This is a genomic window from Pseudomonas sp. B10 (assembly GCF_900156235.1).
Lineage (GTDB): Bacteria > Pseudomonadota > Gammaproteobacteria > Pseudomonadales > Pseudomonadaceae > Aquipseudomonas > Aquipseudomonas siliginis.
Genome location: NZ_LT707063.1, coordinates 3,212,536 through 3,230,728, shown reverse-complemented (window position 1 = coordinate 3,230,728; position 18,193 = coordinate 3,212,536). Strand labels below are relative to the sequence as shown.

The 18,193-nt window shown below is 58.8% G+C and carries 15 protein-coding genes; 13 read left to right on the top strand and 2 right to left on the bottom strand.

The window, feature by feature from the left end:
- Positions 1-538: 538 nt before the first annotated feature.
- From BXA01_RS14680 to BXA01_RS14640, 9 genes are all read left to right on the top strand, one after another.
- A complete protein-coding gene (locus tag BXA01_RS14680; protein ID WP_076564491.1) occupies positions 539-1,867 on the top strand; it encodes an OprD family porin in 1,329 nt (442 codons plus the stop codon).
- 414 nt (positions 1,868-2,281) lie between these two features.
- Positions 2,282-3,625: an OprD family porin gene (locus tag BXA01_RS14675; protein ID WP_076564490.1), complete on the top strand. Its 1,344-nt coding sequence runs from the start codon at positions 2,282-2,284 to the stop codon at positions 3,623-3,625.
- Positions 3,626-3,916: 291 nt separating this feature from the next.
- Positions 3,917-4,555 (top strand): peroxiredoxin, encoded by a 639-nt coding sequence (locus BXA01_RS14670; protein ID WP_024014725.1) that lies wholly within the window; start codon positions 3,917-3,919, stop codon positions 4,553-4,555.
- Between the two features lie 315 nt (positions 4,556-4,870).
- On the top strand, positions 4,871-5,464 hold the full coding sequence (ssuE, locus tag BXA01_RS14665; protein WP_076564489.1) for an NADPH-dependent FMN reductase: 594 nt from the start codon (positions 4,871-4,873) through the stop codon (positions 5,462-5,464).
- 89 nt (positions 5,465-5,553) lie between these two features.
- Complete coding sequence (locus BXA01_RS14660; RefSeq protein WP_076564488.1) at positions 5,554-6,528, top strand: sulfonate ABC transporter substrate-binding protein; 975 nt, start codon at positions 5,554-5,556, stop codon at positions 6,526-6,528.
- 25 nt (positions 6,529-6,553) lie between these two features.
- Entirely contained in the window at positions 6,554-7,702 is a 1,149-nt protein-coding gene (ssuD, locus tag BXA01_RS14655) for an FMNH2-dependent alkanesulfonate monooxygenase (RefSeq protein ID WP_076564487.1), read from the top strand.
- A 9-nt stretch (positions 7,703-7,711) separates the two neighbouring features.
- On the top strand, positions 7,712-8,494 hold the full coding sequence (gene ssuC / locus BXA01_RS14650; protein ID WP_027610511.1) for an aliphatic sulfonate ABC transporter permease SsuC: 783 nt from the start codon (positions 7,712-7,714) through the stop codon (positions 8,492-8,494).
- Positions 8,491-9,297 carry an aliphatic sulfonates ABC transporter ATP-binding protein gene (ssuB, locus tag BXA01_RS14645; RefSeq protein ID WP_076564486.1) on the top strand — a complete coding sequence of 269 codons (807 nt, stop codon included), beginning with the start codon at positions 8,491-8,493 and terminating at the stop codon, positions 9,295-9,297. The genes ssuC and ssuB overlap by 4 nt, the downstream gene beginning before the upstream one ends.
- A 106-nt stretch (positions 9,298-9,403) precedes the next feature.
- Positions 9,404-9,619: a TOBE domain-containing protein gene (locus tag BXA01_RS14640; RefSeq protein ID WP_003229256.1), complete on the top strand. Its 216-nt coding sequence runs from the start codon at positions 9,404-9,406 to the stop codon at positions 9,617-9,619.
- Positions 9,620-9,786: 167 nt separating this feature from the next.
- Here BXA01_RS14640 and BXA01_RS14635 read toward each other — a convergent pair whose 3' ends face one another.
- Positions 9,787-10,413, bottom strand: coding sequence for a TetR/AcrR family transcriptional regulator (locus BXA01_RS14635; protein ID WP_024014722.1), 627 nt, complete (start codon positions 10,411-10,413; stop codon positions 9,787-9,789).
- 284 nt (positions 10,414-10,697) lie between these two features.
- A complete protein-coding gene (locus BXA01_RS14630) occupies positions 10,698-12,074 on the bottom strand; it encodes a glutamine synthetase family protein (protein WP_016772657.1) in 1,377 nt (458 codons plus the stop codon).
- Positions 12,075-12,802: 728 nt separating this feature from the next.
- Between BXA01_RS14630 and BXA01_RS14625 the strand changes: the two genes are divergently transcribed.
- The 4 genes from BXA01_RS14625 (at position 12,803) to BXA01_RS14610 (ending at position 18,150) form a co-directional block, all read left to right on the top strand.
- A complete protein-coding gene (locus BXA01_RS14625) occupies positions 12,803-14,161 on the top strand; it encodes a glutamine synthetase family protein (protein WP_016772658.1) in 1,359 nt (452 codons plus the stop codon).
- A gap of 56 nt (positions 14,162-14,217) precedes the next feature.
- Positions 14,218-15,582 carry an aspartate aminotransferase family protein gene (locus tag BXA01_RS14620; RefSeq protein ID WP_076564485.1) on the top strand — a complete coding sequence of 455 codons (1,365 nt, stop codon included), beginning with the start codon at positions 14,218-14,220 and terminating at the stop codon, positions 15,580-15,582.
- Positions 15,583-15,753: 171 nt separating this feature from the next.
- Positions 15,754-16,866 carry a polyamine ABC transporter substrate-binding protein gene (locus BXA01_RS14615; protein WP_016772660.1) on the top strand — a complete coding sequence of 371 codons (1,113 nt, stop codon included), beginning with the start codon at positions 15,754-15,756 and terminating at the stop codon, positions 16,864-16,866.
- A gap of 186 nt (positions 16,867-17,052) precedes the next feature.
- Positions 17,053-18,150 (top strand): polyamine ABC transporter substrate-binding protein, encoded by a 1,098-nt coding sequence (locus BXA01_RS14610; RefSeq protein ID WP_038860901.1) that lies wholly within the window; start codon positions 17,053-17,055, stop codon positions 18,148-18,150.
- Positions 18,151-18,193: the final 43 nt, after the last annotated feature.

The window sequence follows — 18,193 nt, the reverse complement described above, 5'->3', positions numbered from 1 at the left end:
ATTCAGCCGTGCGCTGATGGCGCGGTTGCAAGACGTATCTCCTCGCAAACCATCCACCAATCCAGACCCTGTCTGCCTGATGCTTATGCTCATGGCTGGGTAAAACCGTGGCTGTGGAAAAAGTTTTGCAGTAATGCGAACGATACACAAACTGTAACAATTGAATTGGATAGTGCGCGCTTGATCGCGCGGGATGAGAAGGAATCACTTCGATTTTGTGACAGTGCAGATCGGTTGACTGGGATGCCTGAGTGCTTTTAGGAATTTTTTGGGCACTGGCGCGGTGAAAGCGAAAGGCGCGCCAGGTCGGCGAAATTCCTAAAGGGTATTAGAAAAGAAGCATTCATTCTTTTCAGAGTCATGACGAAATCGTGACTTTGCATGGACGAAAAAAAACCACCTTAGACCTTGGTCGTAGACACACATAGTTACGATTGACTTGTGGGTCACGCTCTGGTGCTAATCGTGAACCTTCGGCACCACGGCATCAATCCGGGGCCAGGCATACAAAAATTAGAAATAAGAGAGGAGCTAGATAATGAACAAGTCCACCTTGGCCGTGGCTGTGGCCATAGGGGTTATGGCGCAGCAGGCAGGCGCCGCCGGTTTCATCGAAGACAGTAAGGCTACCGTCAGTTCGCGCACCATGTATTTCAACAACGATAACCGTGACGGTGGTGCGGATCAAAGAGAAACTGCCGAGGGACTGAAGTTCGATTATCTGTCGGGCTTTACACAAGGTACCGTCGGTTTTGGTTTCGATGCGCAGGCATTGGTGGGTATTCACCTTGATGGCGGCAAGGGGCATCACCCGGACTCCAACACATTCTTCCCAAGCGACAGCGACGGTTCAGCCGTTGACGAGTGGAGCCGAGTGGCAGGCAACGTCAAAGCGCGTTTCTCGAAGACAGAGGCCCACTACGGTGGTGCCTTGCAGCCAAACATGCCGATTCTCGTTGCCAACGACAGCCGTCTGTTGCCACAGACTTTCGAAGGCGGGACCATCACTTCGAAGGAAATCGACAACGTCACCTTCAACGCGGGTCAACTGGAACACGCCGCAGGTCGGGCTTCTTCCAATACCACCGGCCTGGCGGTAGCGGGTGGTACCGAGGACAGCAACCAGTTCCGCTATGCCGGTGCCGACTGGAAGGTCACCAAAGACCTGACCCTGCAGTACTACCACTCGAATCTGCAGGACTATTACAAGCAGAACTTCTTCGGTTTGGTACATGTGTTTCCAATCAGCACCAACCAATCGTTCAAGACCGACATCCGCTATTTCGACAGCAGCTCCGATGGCAAGAACGGGGACGCAGGCTACCGCTTCAATAACAACGGTGGTTATGCCAAGAACCCGGGCGAGGTCGATAACAAGACCTGGAGCGCCATGTTCACTTACACCCTGGGTGGCAATGCATTCTTGCTCGGTCATCAACGCGTCAACGATGACGGCGGCTTCGTCTACCTGAACCAAGGCAACGTGGTCGATGGCAACGGTCGCCCTGAAGGTGCCGGTGGTGCCAGTTTCTACCTGTTCACCGATTCCATGATCAACGGTTTCGTTCGGGCCGGTGAAAACACCACCTTCGGTCAGTACTCCTACGACTTCGCGGGTCTGGGTGTACCGGGCCTCAAAGCCTCGATCGCTTATCTGCATGGCGACAACATCAAGGCAACCAATGGCACCGGCAGCGATATGTCCGAGTGGGAGCGGGACATGCGCATCGATTACACCGTGCAGCAGGGTGCTCTTAAAGGTTTTGGTGTGACATTGCGCAATGGTGTTTATCGCGGCAGCGAAATCAATATTGCCGATCAGGATCAGACACGCTTGATCTTCAACTACACCTATAGCTTCCTGTAACAAGTCCTGAAAAAACCTTGCCGTTCGGCAAGGTTTTTTTTGGGCATTTTTCTATATTCCAAAATCAAAGCAATATGAATTTTTTTATTCTTTTTATGTTCTCCAGCGAAAGCCTAAAGTAGGCCAGTCCGGCGTTCAAAGACGCTGCGGTGTTTTGGCATTTTTGTCGCTCGACAACTTGAAGGGTTCAGGAATCGGTATTGAAGCCGATACCTCCAGTCTGCGTTGCTTTTATATATGCCTGGATGCTCTGAAAAAGAGCGAAGAAATTCTTTTCTGGACTATGCCGGGGTATTCTTTCGCGGCGTTGACTGGGGGGGAAACGGTCCACCGCGAGCAAGCATTGAGGATTTCGGGCAATAGATCCGAAACCGACAGTAAAAAAGCGGAAATTAGAAACGAGAGGAGCGATACATGAACAAGTCCACCTTGGCCCTGGCTGTGGCCGTAGGGGTTATGGCGCAGCAGGCAGGCGCCGCCGGTTTCATCGAAGACAGCAAGGCTACTCTGGGGCTGCGTAACTTCTATATCAACACTGATAACCGTAGCGGTACTGGGGCTAACAAGAACGAAGAGTGGGGCCAAGGTTTCGATCTGCGTTTCATCTCCGGTTACACCCAAGGCACCGTCGGCTTCGGTATTGATGCCATTGGCCTGATGGGCATTCGCCTGGATTCGGGTGGCGGTACCAACGGCAACAGCGGCACCGCTTACGGCGGCACCGTGTTCCCGAGCGAGTCCAACGGTAAAGCCGTGGACAACTTCTCTAGCCTGGGTCTGACTGCCAAAGCCAAGATCTCTCAGACTGAGCTGAAGCTGGGTACCTTGCAGCCGAAGAACCCGGTCATCGTCACCAACGATGGTCGTCTGCTGCCACAAACCTGGCAAGGTGGGCAGATTACGTCCGGCGAGATCAAGGACCTGACGTTGGTTGGTGGTCAGATCGAGCACGTCAAAGGTCGTAACTCCAGCAACAATGAACAGCTGAGCATTGGCGGTGCCAACTCTCGCGGTCCGAACTTCCGCGATAGCAACAAGTTCATTTATGCGGGTGGTGATTACAAGATCACTAAAGATCTGACTGCCCAGTACTACTACGGCAACCTCGAAGATTTCTACAAACAACACTTTCTTGGCCTGGTTCATAACTGGTCCATCGGTCCGGGCGTGCTGAAGTCTGACTTCCGTTACTTCAACAGTTCGGACGACGGCGCAAATGGCCACGACCCAGCGTACTTCAGTTCTGGCGCCTACAGCCACGCGGCAAGCGGCAAAGGTAAAGTCGACAACAACCTGTACAGCGGCCTGTTCCTGTACACCGTTGCTGGTCACACATTTGGTGGCGGTTATCAGGTCAGCAATGGCAGCAGCGACTTCCCGTGGCTGAACCAAGGCGACGGTTCGTCGAACTACACCATCACCGACATGCAGATCCAGAAGTTCAACCGTGCCGGCGAGCGCACTTGGCAAGCGCGCTACTCGTATGATTTCGCCAAGGTTGGCGTGCCTGGCCTGACTGCTGGCATGGTTTACCTGCGTGGCGACAACGTCGATACGTACAACGCCGGTCGCGTCCAGACTTCGAATGGCGCTTCCGAGTGGGAACGCGATCTGACCGTCGCCTATGTTGTTCCGGAAGGCCCGTTGAAGAACGTGGGCTTCATGTGGAAAAACGCTTCGTGGCGCACCGATATCGCCGGTCAACGTGACCAGGACGAAAACCGCCTGATCCTCAGCTACTCGATCCCACTGCTGTAATAGCGCCCGAGCAACTGAAGCAAAAAAAGCCCCGTCCGGCATCGCGCCGGACGGGGCTTTTGCGTTTCGAGTCAGGCTCACCCCCGTAAGCCTTTCTCGATTTCCCTCTTTGCTGCAACTCAAGGCCTTCTCGAACCTTGCGTTGGATGTTCGTCGCGATGCGGGTCGGTGTCCAATGAACAGATGTTTAATATTCACTAATGATCTAGATAACTAGTTATTTATTCTTTTTCACGCTGATCGATCACGAGCTACAGTTGTTGTCTCCCATCCCTCATCAGGAGCAGCATCATGAGCCTCAGACTCGGCGACATCGCCCCCGATTTCGAACAGGACTCCAGCGCCGGCAAGATTCGTTTCCACGAATGGCTGGGCGATAGCTGGGGCGTGCTGTTTTCCCATCCGGCGGATTTCACTCCGGTGTGCACCACCGAGCTGGGTTTCACCGCCAAGCTCAAGGATGAATTCAGCCAGCGTGGCGTCAAGGCCATCGCGCTGTCGGTCGACCCGGTGGACTCGCACCACAAGTGGATCGAGGACATCAACGAAACCCAGAACACCATCGTCAATTTCCCGATCCTGGCCGATGCCGATCGCAAGGTCTCCGATCTCTACGACCTGATCCACCCGAACGCCAATGACACGCTGACCGTGCGTTCGCTGTTCGTCATCGACCCGAACAAGAAGATCCGCCTGACCATCACCTACCCGGCGAGCACCGGGCGCAACTTTCACGAGATCCTGCGGGTGATCGACTCGCTGCAGCTCACCGACAACTACAAGGTCGCCACCCCGGCCAACTGGCAGGACGGTGAAGAAGTGGTGATCGTGCCGTCGCTCAAGGATGAGGACGAGATCAAGCAGCGCTTCCCGAAAGGCTATCGCGCGGTGAAACCGTACCTGCGCCTGACGCCGCAGCCGAACAAATGAGATTTGCGGTGTAGTCACCGCCGCTTTCGCGAGCAGGCTCGCTCCCACATTTGCAATGCATTCCCCTGTGGGAGCGAGCCTGCTCGCGAAGGCGTCAGCCCAGGCACTTGAGAATCCAGAATCACAACGCAGGGGAATTTCGGCCGTTTCGACGGCCTTTTTTTTCGCCTGGATTCTGCTTATCTTCATATTTCTTAAACGCATAACCAAATGAATAAATATGATTTATGGATATATAAATCAGCTGGTAAGGTCACTGCCAATGAAGCGAGATCGCAGCCTGCGAATCGCCCGTAACGCTTAAAGGAATCTGCAATGCTGGTCGTCTCACTCGGTGGCAGCCCCAGCCTGCGCTCCCGTTCCGGGGTGCTGCTGGAGCGCTCGCAACGCTGGTTGCAACAGCAAGGGGTGGAAGTGGTGAGTTATCAGGTGCGGGACTTCCCGGCCGAGGATCTGCTCCACGCGCGCTTCGACAGTCCGAAGGTCCTCGACCTGCTGCAACAGATCGCAAACTCCGATGGCCTGCTGATCGCCACGCCGGTGTACAAGGCCTCGTTTTCCGGAGCGCTGAAGACCCTGTTGGATCTGCTGCCGGAGCGTGCCTTGAATCACAAGGTTGTCTTGCCGATGGCTACCGGCGGCAGCATCGCCCACATGCTGGTGGTCGATTACGCCCTCAAGCCCGTGCTGTCGGCACTCAAAGCGCAGGAAATGCTTCAGGGCATTTTCGCCGAGGACAGCCAGATCGCTTACGGCGAAGGCAGTGCCGCCGCGCAACTGGCGCCGGCCCTGGAGCAACGGTTACACGAGGCCCTGGACCAGTTCATCGGCGCCATGGCGCGCCGGCCGAAACCGCTGGAGCCAGGCCTGCTGAACGAACGTTTGTTGAGTGCTCGCTGGAGCATTTAAGCCTCATCGAAATTTGAAGTACTGGCCTTACTCGCCCGCCAACGGGCAAGCAGGTGCAGCCACAACCCAACAGCAAAAAGGAGAGCGCTATGCGCACTGTATTTTTGCGTCGTGGTCTGGTCGCTCTGTTTGCTGCGGCTGTCACCTTCGGCGCCATCACCCAAGCTCAAGCCGAGACATTGCGGATCGGTTATCAGAAGTACGGCACGCTGGTGCTGCTCAAAGCCAAAGGCACGCTGGAAAAACGCCTCGCCGCGCAAGGCGTCGACGTGCAATGGACCGAGTTTCCCGGCGGCCCGCAGCTGCTCGAAGGCCTCAACGTTGGCTCGATCGATTTCGGCGTGACCGGCGAAACCCCGCCGGTTTTCGCTCAAGCTGCTGGCGCGGATCTGCTCTACGTTGCCTACGAACCGCCAGCACCGAACAGCGAAGCGATCCTCGTGCCGAAGGACTCGCCGATCAAATCGGTGGCCGATCTCAAGGGCAAGAAAGTCGCCCTGAACAAAGGCTCCAACGTCCACTACCTGCTGGTGCGTGCACTGGAAGACGCCGGCCTCAAGTACAGGGATATTCAGACCGTGTTCCTGCCACCGGCCGATGCCCGCGCTGCGTTCGAGCGTGGCAGTGTCGACGCCTGGGTCATCTGGGATCCGTACCAAGCCGCTGCCGAGAAACAACTGCAAGCGCACACCCTGCGTGACGGCAAAGGCATCGTCGACAACCACCAGTTCTACCTCGCGACCAAACCTTACGCGCAGAAAAATCCCGAGGTGATCAAGACCCTCGTCGAAGAGGTGCGCGCGGTGGGTGAATGGTCGAAAGCCAATCCCGAAGACGTGACGCAACAGGTCGCGCCACTGCTTGGCTTGCCGGCGGACATCACCCTGACCTCGGTGAAACGCCAAGGCTACGGCGCGCTGTTCCTGACCCCGGAAGTGGTCGCCGCGCAACAGAAAATCGCCGACACGTTCTTCCAGCTCAAGCTGATTCCCAAGCCGTTGAGCATCAAGGATGTGATCTGGACCCCGCCGGCCGCTGTGGCCCAAAGCTCCCAAGCCCAGTAATTCGAATCCACAAGGAGACCACTCCATGAGCCTCAACATCTTCTGGTTCCTGCCGACCCACGGCGACGGCCATTACCTTGGCACCGCCGAAGGCGCCCGCGCGGTTGATCACGGCTACCTGCAACAGGTCGCGCAAGCGGCGGATCGTCTGGGTTTTGGCGGGGTGCTGATTCCGACCGGGCGCTCCTGCGAAGACTCGTGGCTGGTCGCGGCCTCACTGATTCCAGTGACCCAGCGTTTGAAATTCCTCGTCGCCCTGCGCCCCGGGATCATTTCCCCGACGGTCGCGGCGCGCCAGGCAGCGACGCTGGATCGTTTGTCCGGCGGGCGTGCGCTGTTCAATCTGGTCACCGGTGGCGATCCGGAAGAACTGGCCGGCGACGGTCTGTTCCTCAACCATGAGGAACGCTATCAAGCCTCGGTGGAATTCACCCGCATCTGGCGCCGTGTGCTGGAAGGCGAAACCGTCGATTACGACGGCGAGCACATCAGCGTGAAGGGCGCGAAGCTGCTGTATCCGCCGATCCAGCAACCGCGTCCGCCGCTATATTTCGGTGGCTCCTCCGAAGCGGCGCAGGATCTGGCGGCCGAGCAAGTCGAGATGGTCCTGACCTGGGGCGAGCCGCCGGCAGCGGTGGCCGAGAAGATCGCACAAGTGCGTGCCAAAGCTGCCAAGCTCGGCCGCACCGTACGCTTTGGCATTCGCCTGCATGTGATCGTCCGTGAAACCAACGCCGAAGCCTGGCAGGCAGCGGACCGGCTGATCTCGCATCTGGACGACGACACCATCCAGCGTGCCCAGGCTTCGCTGGCGCGCTTCGATTCGGTCGGCCAGCAGCGCATGGCCGCGCTGCACGGCGGCAGCCGCGACAACCTTGAAGTCAGCCCGAACCTCTGGGCCGGCGTCGGTCTGGTGCGCGGCGGTGCCGGTACCGCGCTGGTCGGCGATGGCGCGACCGTGGCCGCGCGGGTCAAGGAATATGCCGATCTTGGCATCGACACTTTCATCTTCTCCGGTTATCCACACCTTGAAGAGTCGTATCGGGTGGCGGAGCTGCTGTTCCCGCACCTCGACGTTGAACGCCCGGAACTGCCGAAGAGCGCCGGTTATGTCAGTCCGTTCGGCGAAATGGTCGCCAACGACATCCTGCCCAAAGCCGCGTCGCAGAGCTGAGGCGCGGCCATGAACAAATTTATCCACAGCCTCGCGCCCTGGGCGTTGCCGGTGTTGCTGCTGGCGGTGTGGCAGTTGTCGGTGTCGGCCGGTTGGTTGTCGACGCGGATTCTGCCGGCACCGGTGGCAGTGATCGAAGCCGGCGTCAGTCTGGTGCGCAGCGGCGAGATCTGGACGCACCTGGCGATCAGCGGCTGGCGCGCGGCACTCGGTTTTACCATCGGCGGCAGCATTGGTCTGGTGCTGGGTTTCATCACCGGCCTGTCGAAGTGGGGCGAGCGCCTGCTCGACAGCTCGGTGCAGATGATCCGAAACGTGCCGCATCTGGCGCTGATTCCGCTGGTGATCCTGTGGTTCGGCATCGACGAGTCAGCGAAGATTTTCCTTGTGGCGCTGGGCACCTTGTTTCCGATTTACCTGAACACTTATCACGGCATCCGCAACGTCGACCCGGCGCTGGTGGAGATGGCGCGCAGTTATGGCTTGAGCGGCTTCAGCCTGTTCTGGCAGGTGATTCTGCCGGGTGCGTTGCCGTCGATTCTGGTCGGCGTGCGCTTCGCCCTGGGCTTTATGTGGCTGACGCTGATCGTCGCTGAAACCATCTCGGCCAGCTCCGGCATCGGCTATCTGGCGATGAACGCTCGAGAGTTCTTGCAGACCGACGTGGTGGTGCTGGCGATCCTGCTTTACGCGGTGCTCGGCAAACTCGCCGACCTCGCCGCCCGTGGACTTGAACGTGTGTGGCTGCGCTGGCACCCGGCCTATCAGGTTGCCAAGGGAGGTGCGGCATGACCGCTCAACAACCTCCACGCCTGTTGCGCGGGATTCCGCTGGCGGTGCGCAACCTGCAGAAAACCTTCGGCGCGCGCCAGGTGCTGCGCGACATCGATCTGCACATTCCGGCGGGGCAGTTTGTCGCCGTGGTCGGGCGCAGCGGTTGTGGCAAGAGCACATTCTTGCGCTTGCTCGCCGGCCTCGATCAACCGACTGGCGGCGAGCTTCTCGCCGGCTCTGCACCGCTCAGCCAGGCGCGCGACGACACGCGATTGATGTTCCAGGAAGCGCGGCTGCTGCCGTGGAAAAGGATCATCGACAACGTCGGTCTCGGCCTCAAGGGCAACTGGCGCCAGCAAGCGCTGGATGCACTGGAAGCAGTGGGTCTGGCTGATCGCGCCAATGAGTGGCCGGCAGCATTGTCCGGTGGCCAGAAGCAGCGCGTCGCGCTGGCCCGGGCGCTGATTCACCAGCCGCGTCTGCTGCTGCTCGACGAACCGCTCGGCGCACTGGATGCCCTGACCCGCATCGAGATGCAGCAGCTGATCGAACGGCTCTGGCAGCAACACGGCTTTACCGTGCTGCTGGTTACCCATGACGTTAGTGAAGCGGTGACGATTGCCGATCGGGTGATCCTGATTGAGGACGGCGAAGTCGGCCTCGACCTGCACGTCGAACTGCCTCGCCCCAGGGTGCGTGGCTCGCATCGCCTCGCCGCGCTGGAAACCGAAGTGCTCAACCGTGTTCTGTCCCTGCCCGGCGAACCGCCGGCGCCGGAACCCGTTTCACCCCTGCCTACGCAACTGCGTTGGGCGCAATGAAGCAGCTGCAAGCTTCAAGCTACAAGCCGCAAGAACAAGCCTGGTGCTTTTACTTGCAGCTTATAGCTTGCCGCTTGCAGCTCATTTCGATCCTAGGAGAAATGCCATGACTATCAAAGCCATCAACGTGCGCAACCAGTTCAAAGGCTCGATCAAGGAAATCGTCCTCGGCGACGTGCTGTCGGAAATCGACGTGCAGACAGCTTCGGGCATCGTCACTTCGGTGATCACCACCCGTTCTGTGAAAGAGTTGGAGCTGGTGGTCGGCAGTGAGGTGATCGCCTTTGTGAAATCCACCGAGGTGTCGATCGCCAAGTTGTAAGCCGGTGAACAACAAACAACCCCGGAGGGTGTGAGCCCTTCGGGGTTTTTTGTGCCTGTCGATCGTTCCCATGCTCCGCGTGGGAATGCCTCTAGGGACGCTCCGCGTCCAGTGACGCGGAGCGTCACGGGCTGCATTCCCACGCAGAGCGTGGGAACGATCATGTCTCAGCGCTTGGGTAAATATGGCGGAAGGTACAACCCGATATAGGCATCAAACACGCGCATCCCTTCTTCGGCCATGCGTGGGGTGATCTGCCCGTGCTGCTGCACCGAACGTGCATAAACCCGGTCGCCCAGTTCCATCGCCAGGGCAAACACATCGACATCGTCGGGCAGCCTCGGCAACTCGAAATGCTGGTCGAACAGCTTGTGCATCAGGTCGCCCAGTTCCAGATCGTGCTGGCGGTCAGCCTGGGTGACTTCGGTCAGGCCGTGTTGCGCCAGAATCAATTGCCGCGCGGCTGCGTCTTCGTCGTAGATCTCCAGCATGCGCTGTTCGACCAGTCGCGACAGATCACGCCAGTCGCGCAAAGCATCGTGATCGATCGGCGCTTGCAGGCAGGCGCGGAAGGCTGCGTGGACATCGGCGGTCAGCGCTTCGAGCAGTGCCGGGACGCTGGCGAAGAAGTGATACACGGAGGAGGGCGGAATCTGCGCGCGCTCGGCGACGCTGTAGATCGACAGACTGGCCACGCCCTCGGCCGCCAGCAGGGTGCGCGCGGCATCGAGGATCGAATCGATCCGCGCCTGACTGCGGGCACGGGGTTTGCGGACGGTGGCGGGACGCGTCATGGAAGTCTCCTGCGGGGCAGCGGGCATTGTACGAGGCGGTTCAGGTGTTGTCTGCCAGTACCCTGTGGCGAAGGGATTTAGCGAAACGTCGCACCGCCCCGTTCGGCTGCGCAGCAGTCGTAAACCCTGAGAGCCGGGTATTCCTGACACACCGAGTGGGATGGATTTGGGGCTGCTTCGCAACCCAGCGGGGATAAATCCCCTCGCCACAGGTTTTGTGTTCGGCCATAAAAAAACGCCGCTGGCTGAATCAGCCAACGGCGTTTTTTTGAAGCTGCAACCGCTTAAACGGTATGCAGATACCAGTTGTACTCAAGGTCGGAGATGGAGTGTTCGAACTCCTCCAGCTCGCTTTCCTTGCAGGCGACGAAGATATCGATGTACTTCGGATCGATGTACTTGGCCATCACCTCGCTGTCGTCCAGCTCGCGCAGGGCATCGCGCAAGTTGTTCGGCAGGCTCTGCTCGTTTTGTTCGTAGCTGTTGCCTTCGACAGGCGCGCCCGGTTCGATCTTGTTGACCAGACCGTGGTGCACGCCGGCCAGTACCGAAGCCATCAGCAGGTACGGGTTGGCGTCGGCGCCGGCCACGCGGTGCTCGATACGTACGGCATCGGCAGAACCGGTCGGTACGCGGATCGCCACGGTGCGGTTGTCCAGGCCCCAGCACGGCGAGTTCGGTACGTAGAACTGCGCGCCGAAGCGACGGTAGGAGTTGACGTTCGGGCAGAGGAAAGCCATCTGCGCCGGCAGGGTCTCGAGCACACCGCCGATCGCGTGACGCAGCGCGGCGTTCTGCTCGGGATCCTCGCTGGCAAAAATGTTTTTGCCGGCTTTGTCCAGAATCGAAATGTGTACGTGCAGACCATTGCCCGCCTGGCCCGGATACGGCTTGGCCATGAAGGTGGTGTCCATTTCATGGTCGTAGGCGATGTTCTTGATCAGACGCTTGAGCAGGACGGCGTAGTCGCAGGCCTTGATCGGGTCGGCGACGTGGTGCAGGTTCACTTCGAACTGCGCCGGGGCACTTTCCTTGACGATCGCATCGGCCGGGATGCCTTGCTCTTTGGCACCTTCCAGAATGTCCTGGAGGCAGTCGACGTATTCGTCGAGGTCGTCGATCAGGTAGACCTGCGTCGAGTGCGGGCGTTTGCCGGAGATCGGCGAGCGTGGCGGCTGCGGACGGCCGTTCACGTTTTCCTGGTCGATCAGGTAGAACTCGAGTTCGAAGGCGGCGCAGATGGTCAGGCCGAGCTCGTCGAACTTGGTCACCACCTGGCGCAGCACTTCACGGGGATCGGCGAAAAACGGATCGCCTTCGAGTTCGTGCATCGTCATCAACAGCTGCGCGGTCGGGCGCTTCTGCCATGGCTCGTTGCACAGGGTATCGGGGATCGGATAGCAGATGCGATCGGCGTCGCCGATGTCCAGGCCCAGACCGGTGCTTTCCACCGTGGAGCCATTGATATCCAGAGCAAATAGAGAGGCCGGCAGGTTGATGCCTTTCTCGTAAACCTTGTGGAGGCTGGTGCGTTCGATGCGCTTGCCGCGCACCACACCATTCATATCCGCAATCAGAAGGTCAACGTACAGAACCTCAGGATGTTCCTTAAGGAACGCGTTCGCTTCGTTAAGCTGAACGGCACGCGGGGGTACCGACATGATGCAACACCTTTGTTGTTAAAAATATCAATCATTGATCTTTTCTGGTTTCAGTCAACCCGAACGGCCTGCCGAAGTCAAGCGAGGCCTTTTTTGCCCCGAAAAAGCGCTTGGAGGGCATTTATGGGGCACTTTGGGGCGTTTTTTCAAACCTTGAACGTTGCTCAGCTGCGGGCTTGAGCAGGCCGTGTTGTATTTTTTACGGGGGTGTTGTGTAAAAAAATGAACAAGGCTAAGCTCCGGTCAAACCCATAACAGCAATAATACCGGGGTGCTTCATGTCTCGCCTGCCGTTAATCGGCATCACCGACTGCTCGCAACAGTCCGGTCTGCATGCTCATCACATCAGTGGCGATCAATCCGTCCGTAGCGCAGCCAGCAAGGCGCGCAGCCTGTCGACGAGACTCTCGTCAACATCCGGCAAAACGGCAGCGTCCGATATTCTGGACGTCGGGCACAGCATCCGCTTTATGGCGTCTCCTTTCACTATAGAACTCTTTCCCTCTCAAAGCCCGTGCCGCACTCAGCGTCATGCTTGTGATTCTGCACGTTCGCAAAGTGCACGGGAAATGCAACGCCAGCGTCAAGGGCAGGTAAGCTCCTCTTTCATTGTCTATGCGCGGTGCCAGGCGTAAGCCGGCACTGCGCGAGCAAGCCCCCTTTAACGCGACGCCGCAAGCGTCAAAATTGCCTGACATCGCGTCAGGAGACTCAGCCCAGAGGCATTTATGAGTAACAACCTCGACCAGCTCACCGATTGGTTGAAAGACCGCAAGATCACAGAAGTCGAATGCATGATCGGCGACTTGACCGGCATTACCCGGGGCAAGATTTCGCCGACCAACAAGTTCATCGCCGAGAAAGGCATGCGTCTGCCGGAGAGCGTGCTGCTGCAGACCGTGACCGGCGACTACGTCGAAGACGACATCTATTACGAACTGCTCGACCCGGCCGACATCGACATGATCTGCCGCCCCGACCAGAACGCCGTGTACCTGGTGCCGTGGGCGATCGAGCCGACCGCGCAGGTGATCCACGACACCTACGACAAGCAAGGCAACCCGATCGAGCTGTCGCCGCGCAACGTCCTCAAGAAAGTCTTGAAGCTGTATGCCGACAAGGGCTGGCAGCCAATCGTGGCGCCGGAAATGGAGTTCTACCTGACCAAGCGCAGCGACGACCCCGACTATCCGTTGCAGCCGCCGATCGGCCGCTCGGGCCGTCCGGAAATCGGCCGGCAGTCGTTCTCCATTGAAGCGGCCAACGAATTCGACCCGCTGTTCGAAGACGTCTACGACTGGTGCGAATTGCAGGAGCTGGACCTCGATACGCTGATCCACGAAGACGGCACGGCGCAGATGGAAATCAACTTCCGTCACGGTGACGCCCTGTCGCTGGCCGATCAGATTCTGGTGTTCAAGCGCACCATGCGCGAAGCCGCGCTCAAGCACGACGTAGCGGCGACCTTCATGGCCAAGCCGATGACCGGCGAGCCGGGCAGCGCCATGCACCTGCACCAGAGCATCATCGACATTCAGACCGGCAAGAACGTCTTCTCCAATGAAGACGGGACGATGAGCCAACTGTTCCTGCACCACATCGGTGGTCTGCAAAAACTGATTCCCGAGCTGTTGCCGCTGTTCGCGCCGAACGTCAACTCGTTCCGCCGCTTCCTCCCGGACACTTCGGCACCGGTAAACGTGGAGTGGGGCGAAGAGAACCGTACCGTCGGCCTGCGCGTACCGGATGCCGGCCCGCAGAACCGCCGCGTGGAAAACCGCCTGCCGGGCGCCGACGCCAACCCGTACCTGGCGATCGCCGCGAGCCTGCTCTGCGGCTACATCGGCATGGTCGAGGGCCTGAACCCGAGCGCGCCAGTGGTCGGCCGTGGTTACGAGCGCCGCAACCTGCGCCTGCCGCTGACCATCGAGGACGCGCTGGAGCGCATGGAAAACAGCGCGACCATCGAGAAGTATCTCGGCAAGACCTTCATCACCGGCTACGTCGCGGTCAAGCGCGCCGAGCATGAAAACTTCAAGCGCGTGATCAGTTCCTGGGAGCGTGAGTACCTGCTCTTCGCCGTCTGATACGCCGGGCGCGGCGGCCAGCCGTCGCGCCTTCACCGATAACAAGGAGAATTGGCATGACCAGCAACAACCCGCAAACCCGCGAGTGGCAAGCGCTGAGCAGCGATCACCACCTGGCCCCGTTCAGTGATTTCAAGCAACTGAAAGAGAAGGGCCCGCGGATCATCACCAACGCCAAGGGCGTTTATCTGTGGGACAGCGAAGGCAACAAGATCCTCGACGGCATGGCCGGCCTCTGGTGCGTAGCGATCGGTTACGGTCGCGATGAGCTGGCCGATGCCGCCGCGAAACAGATGCGCGAACTGCCTTACTACAACCTGTTCTTCCAGACCGCACACCCGCCGGCGCTGGAACTGGCCAAGGCGATTGCCGACGTGGCGCCGGAAGGCATGAACCACGTGTTCTTCACCGGTTCCGGCTCCGAAGGCAACGACACCATGCTGCGCATGGTCCGTCATTACTGGGCGATCAAAGGCCAGCCGAACAAGAAAGTCATCATCAGCCGCAAGAACGGTTATCACGGTTCTACCGTGGCCGGCGCGAGCCTCGGCGGCATGACCTATATGCACGAGCAGGGCGACCTGCCGATTCCGGGCATCGTCCACATCGCGCAGCCGTACTGGTTCGCCGAAGGCGGTGACATGTCGCCGGAAGAGTTCGGCATCTGGGCGGCCAACCAGCTCGAAGAAAAGATTCTCGAAGTTGGCGTCGACAACGTCGGTGCCTTTATTGCCGAGCCGATCCAAGGTGCCGGCGGCGTGATCATTCCGCCCGACACCTACTGGCCGCGCATCAAGGAAATCCTCGCCAAGTACGACATCCTCTTCGTCGCCGATGAAGTGATCTGCGGTTTCGGCCGTACCGGTGAGTGGTTCGGTAGCGATTTCTACGACCTCAAACCCGACATGATGACCATCGCCAAGGGCCTGACCTCCGGCTACATCCCGATGGGCGGGTTGATCGTGCGTGACTCGGTGGTGGCCGTGCTCAACGAAGGCGGCGATTTCAACCACGGCTTCACTTACTCCGGGCACCCGGTGGCAGCCGCGGTGGGCTTGGAAAACATCCGCATCCTGCGCGATGAAAAAATTATCGAGAACGCCCACAACGAAACGGCACCGTATTTGCAGAAACGTCTGCGCGAGCTGAACGATCACCCGTTGGTGGGTGAAGTTCGCGGCGTCGGTCTGCTGGGGGCGATCGAGCTGGTGCAGGACAAGGCCACGCGCAAGCGTTACGAAGGCAAGGGTGTGGGCATGATCTGCCGGCAGTTCTGCTTCGACAACGGCCTGATCATGCGCGCGGTGGGCGACACCATGATCATCGCGCCGCCGCTGGTGATCAGCAAAGCCGAGATCGATGAGCTGGTTACAAAAGCACGCAAGTGTCTGGACCTGACCCTCGGTGCGCTACAGGCCTAGGTGCTAGGCTTTGGGCGGGGGAGCTGCGGCGCACTCGTTCAAAGCTGTCAGAAAGGCTGGTCTTTTGTTGAAAGACCGCCTCGGATCTTGCCAGACTAGCCGCGGTTCCAGTTGTCCGGGTTCGGCCGCTGAACAAAGTGGTTCAAAAAAGAAAAATTTGGAGCATGACGCATGAAGGCATTAGGTAAAAAGCTAGCTGGCAAGACTCTGCTCGCGCTGTCCATGGCGGGCATGATGGCAGGTGCGGTGCACGCGGACGACAAGGTGCTGCACGTCTACAACTGGTCCGACTATATCGCGCCGGACACCGTGGCCAACTTCGAAAAAGCCACCGGGATCAAAGTCGTCTACGACGTCTTCGACAGTAACGAAACCCTGGAAGCCAAGCTGCTGGCCGGCAAGTCCGGTTACGACATCGTGGTGCCTTCCAACAATTTCCTCGCCAAGCAAATCAAGGCCGGCGTTTACCAGGAGCTGGACAAGTCCAAGCTGCCGAACTGGAAAAACCTCGACGAAGACCTGCTCAAGGCCGTTGGCGATGCCAGCGACCAGGGCAACAAACACGCCTTCCCATACATGTGGGGCTCGATCGGCATCGGCTACAACCCGGCCAAGGTCAAGGCTGCGCTGGGCATCGACAAGATTGATTCGTGGGACGTGGTGTTCAAGCCGGAAAATATCGAGAAACTCAAAAGCTGCGGCGTGAGCTTCCTCGATGCCCCGACCGAAATGATTCCGGCGGCATTGCACTATCTGGGCAAGCCGACCAACAGCAAGGACAAGGCTGATCTGAAAGCCGCCGAAGACCTGTTCCTGAAGATCCGTCCTTCGGTCGCCTACTTCCACTCTTCCAAGTACATCTCCGACCTGGCCAACGGCAACATCTGCGTCGCCGTCGGTTACTCGGGTGACCTCGAGCAATCCAAGACCCGCGCTCAGGAAGCCGGTGACAAGGTCAAACTGGCCTACACCATTCCAAAAGAAGGCGCCGGTACTTTCTACGACATGGTCGCCATTCCCAAGGATGCCGAAAACGTCGAAGCCGCCTACAAGTTCATGAACTACCTGATGGAGCCGCAAGTGATGGCCGGCATTACCAACGCCGTGCGTTTCCCGAACGGCAACAAGGCGGCGACGCCTATGGTGGACAAGGACATCACCAGCGACCCGAGCATCTATCCTTCGGCTGAAGTGAAGAAGCAACTCTATGCGATCAGCGATCTGGACGCCGCCACACTGCGTCTGATCACCCGCAGCTGGACCAAGATCAAATCGGGCAAATAAGCCGGTTTGTCGCCACAACCACTGGCCGTCGTCGTCGCGACGGCGGCCAGCGGCTAATTAAATGACAGAAAGTTTTGCTGGATCGGTTTTTCGAGGGTAAGTTGCGCGCCGGTTTTGTTGTCGGGCAGCCATGGCTGTCATGCAGCGCGGGGCAACTTGGGCCCAATCAATTTAGAGGACCTCCACTTGCCTGTATTTTCTTCTTTGCGCAAAGCCCTGCTGGCCGCTGCCGGCCTGACAATCGCTGTCGGAGCCCAGGCCGCCGGTACGGTGCATATTTATAACTGGTCCGATTACATCGGCGAATCGACCCTGGCCGACTTCGAGAAAGAGACCGGGATCAAACCGGTCTACGACGTTTTCGACTCCAACGAAACCCTGGAAGGCAAGCTGCTCGCCGGGCGCACCGGTTATGACGTGGTCGTGCCGTCGAACCACTTCCTTGGCAAGCAGATCAAGGCAGGCGCGTTCCAGAAGCTCGACAAGGCGCAGCTGCCGAATTATTCCAACCTCGACCCGGTGCTGCTCAAGCGCCTGGAACAGAACGACCCCGGCAACCTCTACGCCGTACCGTATCTGTGGGGCACCAACGGCATCGGCTACAACGTCGACAAGGTCAAGGCCGTGCTCGGTATCGACAAGATCGATTCCTGGGCCGTGCTGTTCGAGCCGGAAAACATCAAGAAGCTGCACAGCTGCGGTGTCGCGTTCCTCGATTCGGCTGACGAAATGATGCCGACCATGCTCAATTACCTGGGCCTGAACGCCAACAGCACCAACACCAAGGACTACGAAAAGGCCACCGCCAAGCTGCTCGCGGTGCGTCCTTACGTGACCTATTTCCATTCCTCGAAGTACATCGGCGATCTGGCTAACGGCGACATCTGCGTGGCCATCGGTTTCTCCGGCGACATCTTCCAGGCGAAGAACCGTGCCGAGGAAGCCAAAAAGGGCGTCAACATCGCCTATTCGATCCCGAAAGAGGGCGGTGCGCTGTGGTTCGACATGCTGGCGATCCCCAAGGATTCGTCCAACGTCAAAGAGGCCCACGCCTTCATCAATTATTTGCTGAAACCTGAGGTGATCGCCCAGGTCAGTGATTACGTCGGTTACGCCAACCCCAACCCGGGTTCGGACAAGCTGATGGAGCAATCCATTCGCACCGATGAAGCGGTTTACCCACCGCAAGCAGTCCTCGACAAGACCTACGTGTCGACCGAGTTGCCAGCCAATATTCAGCGTTTGATGACCCGTAGCTGGACCAAGGTCAAGTCGGGCAAATAACGCACAAACTATCCAGGGTTCGTCTTGCGGGGCGAACTGCTGC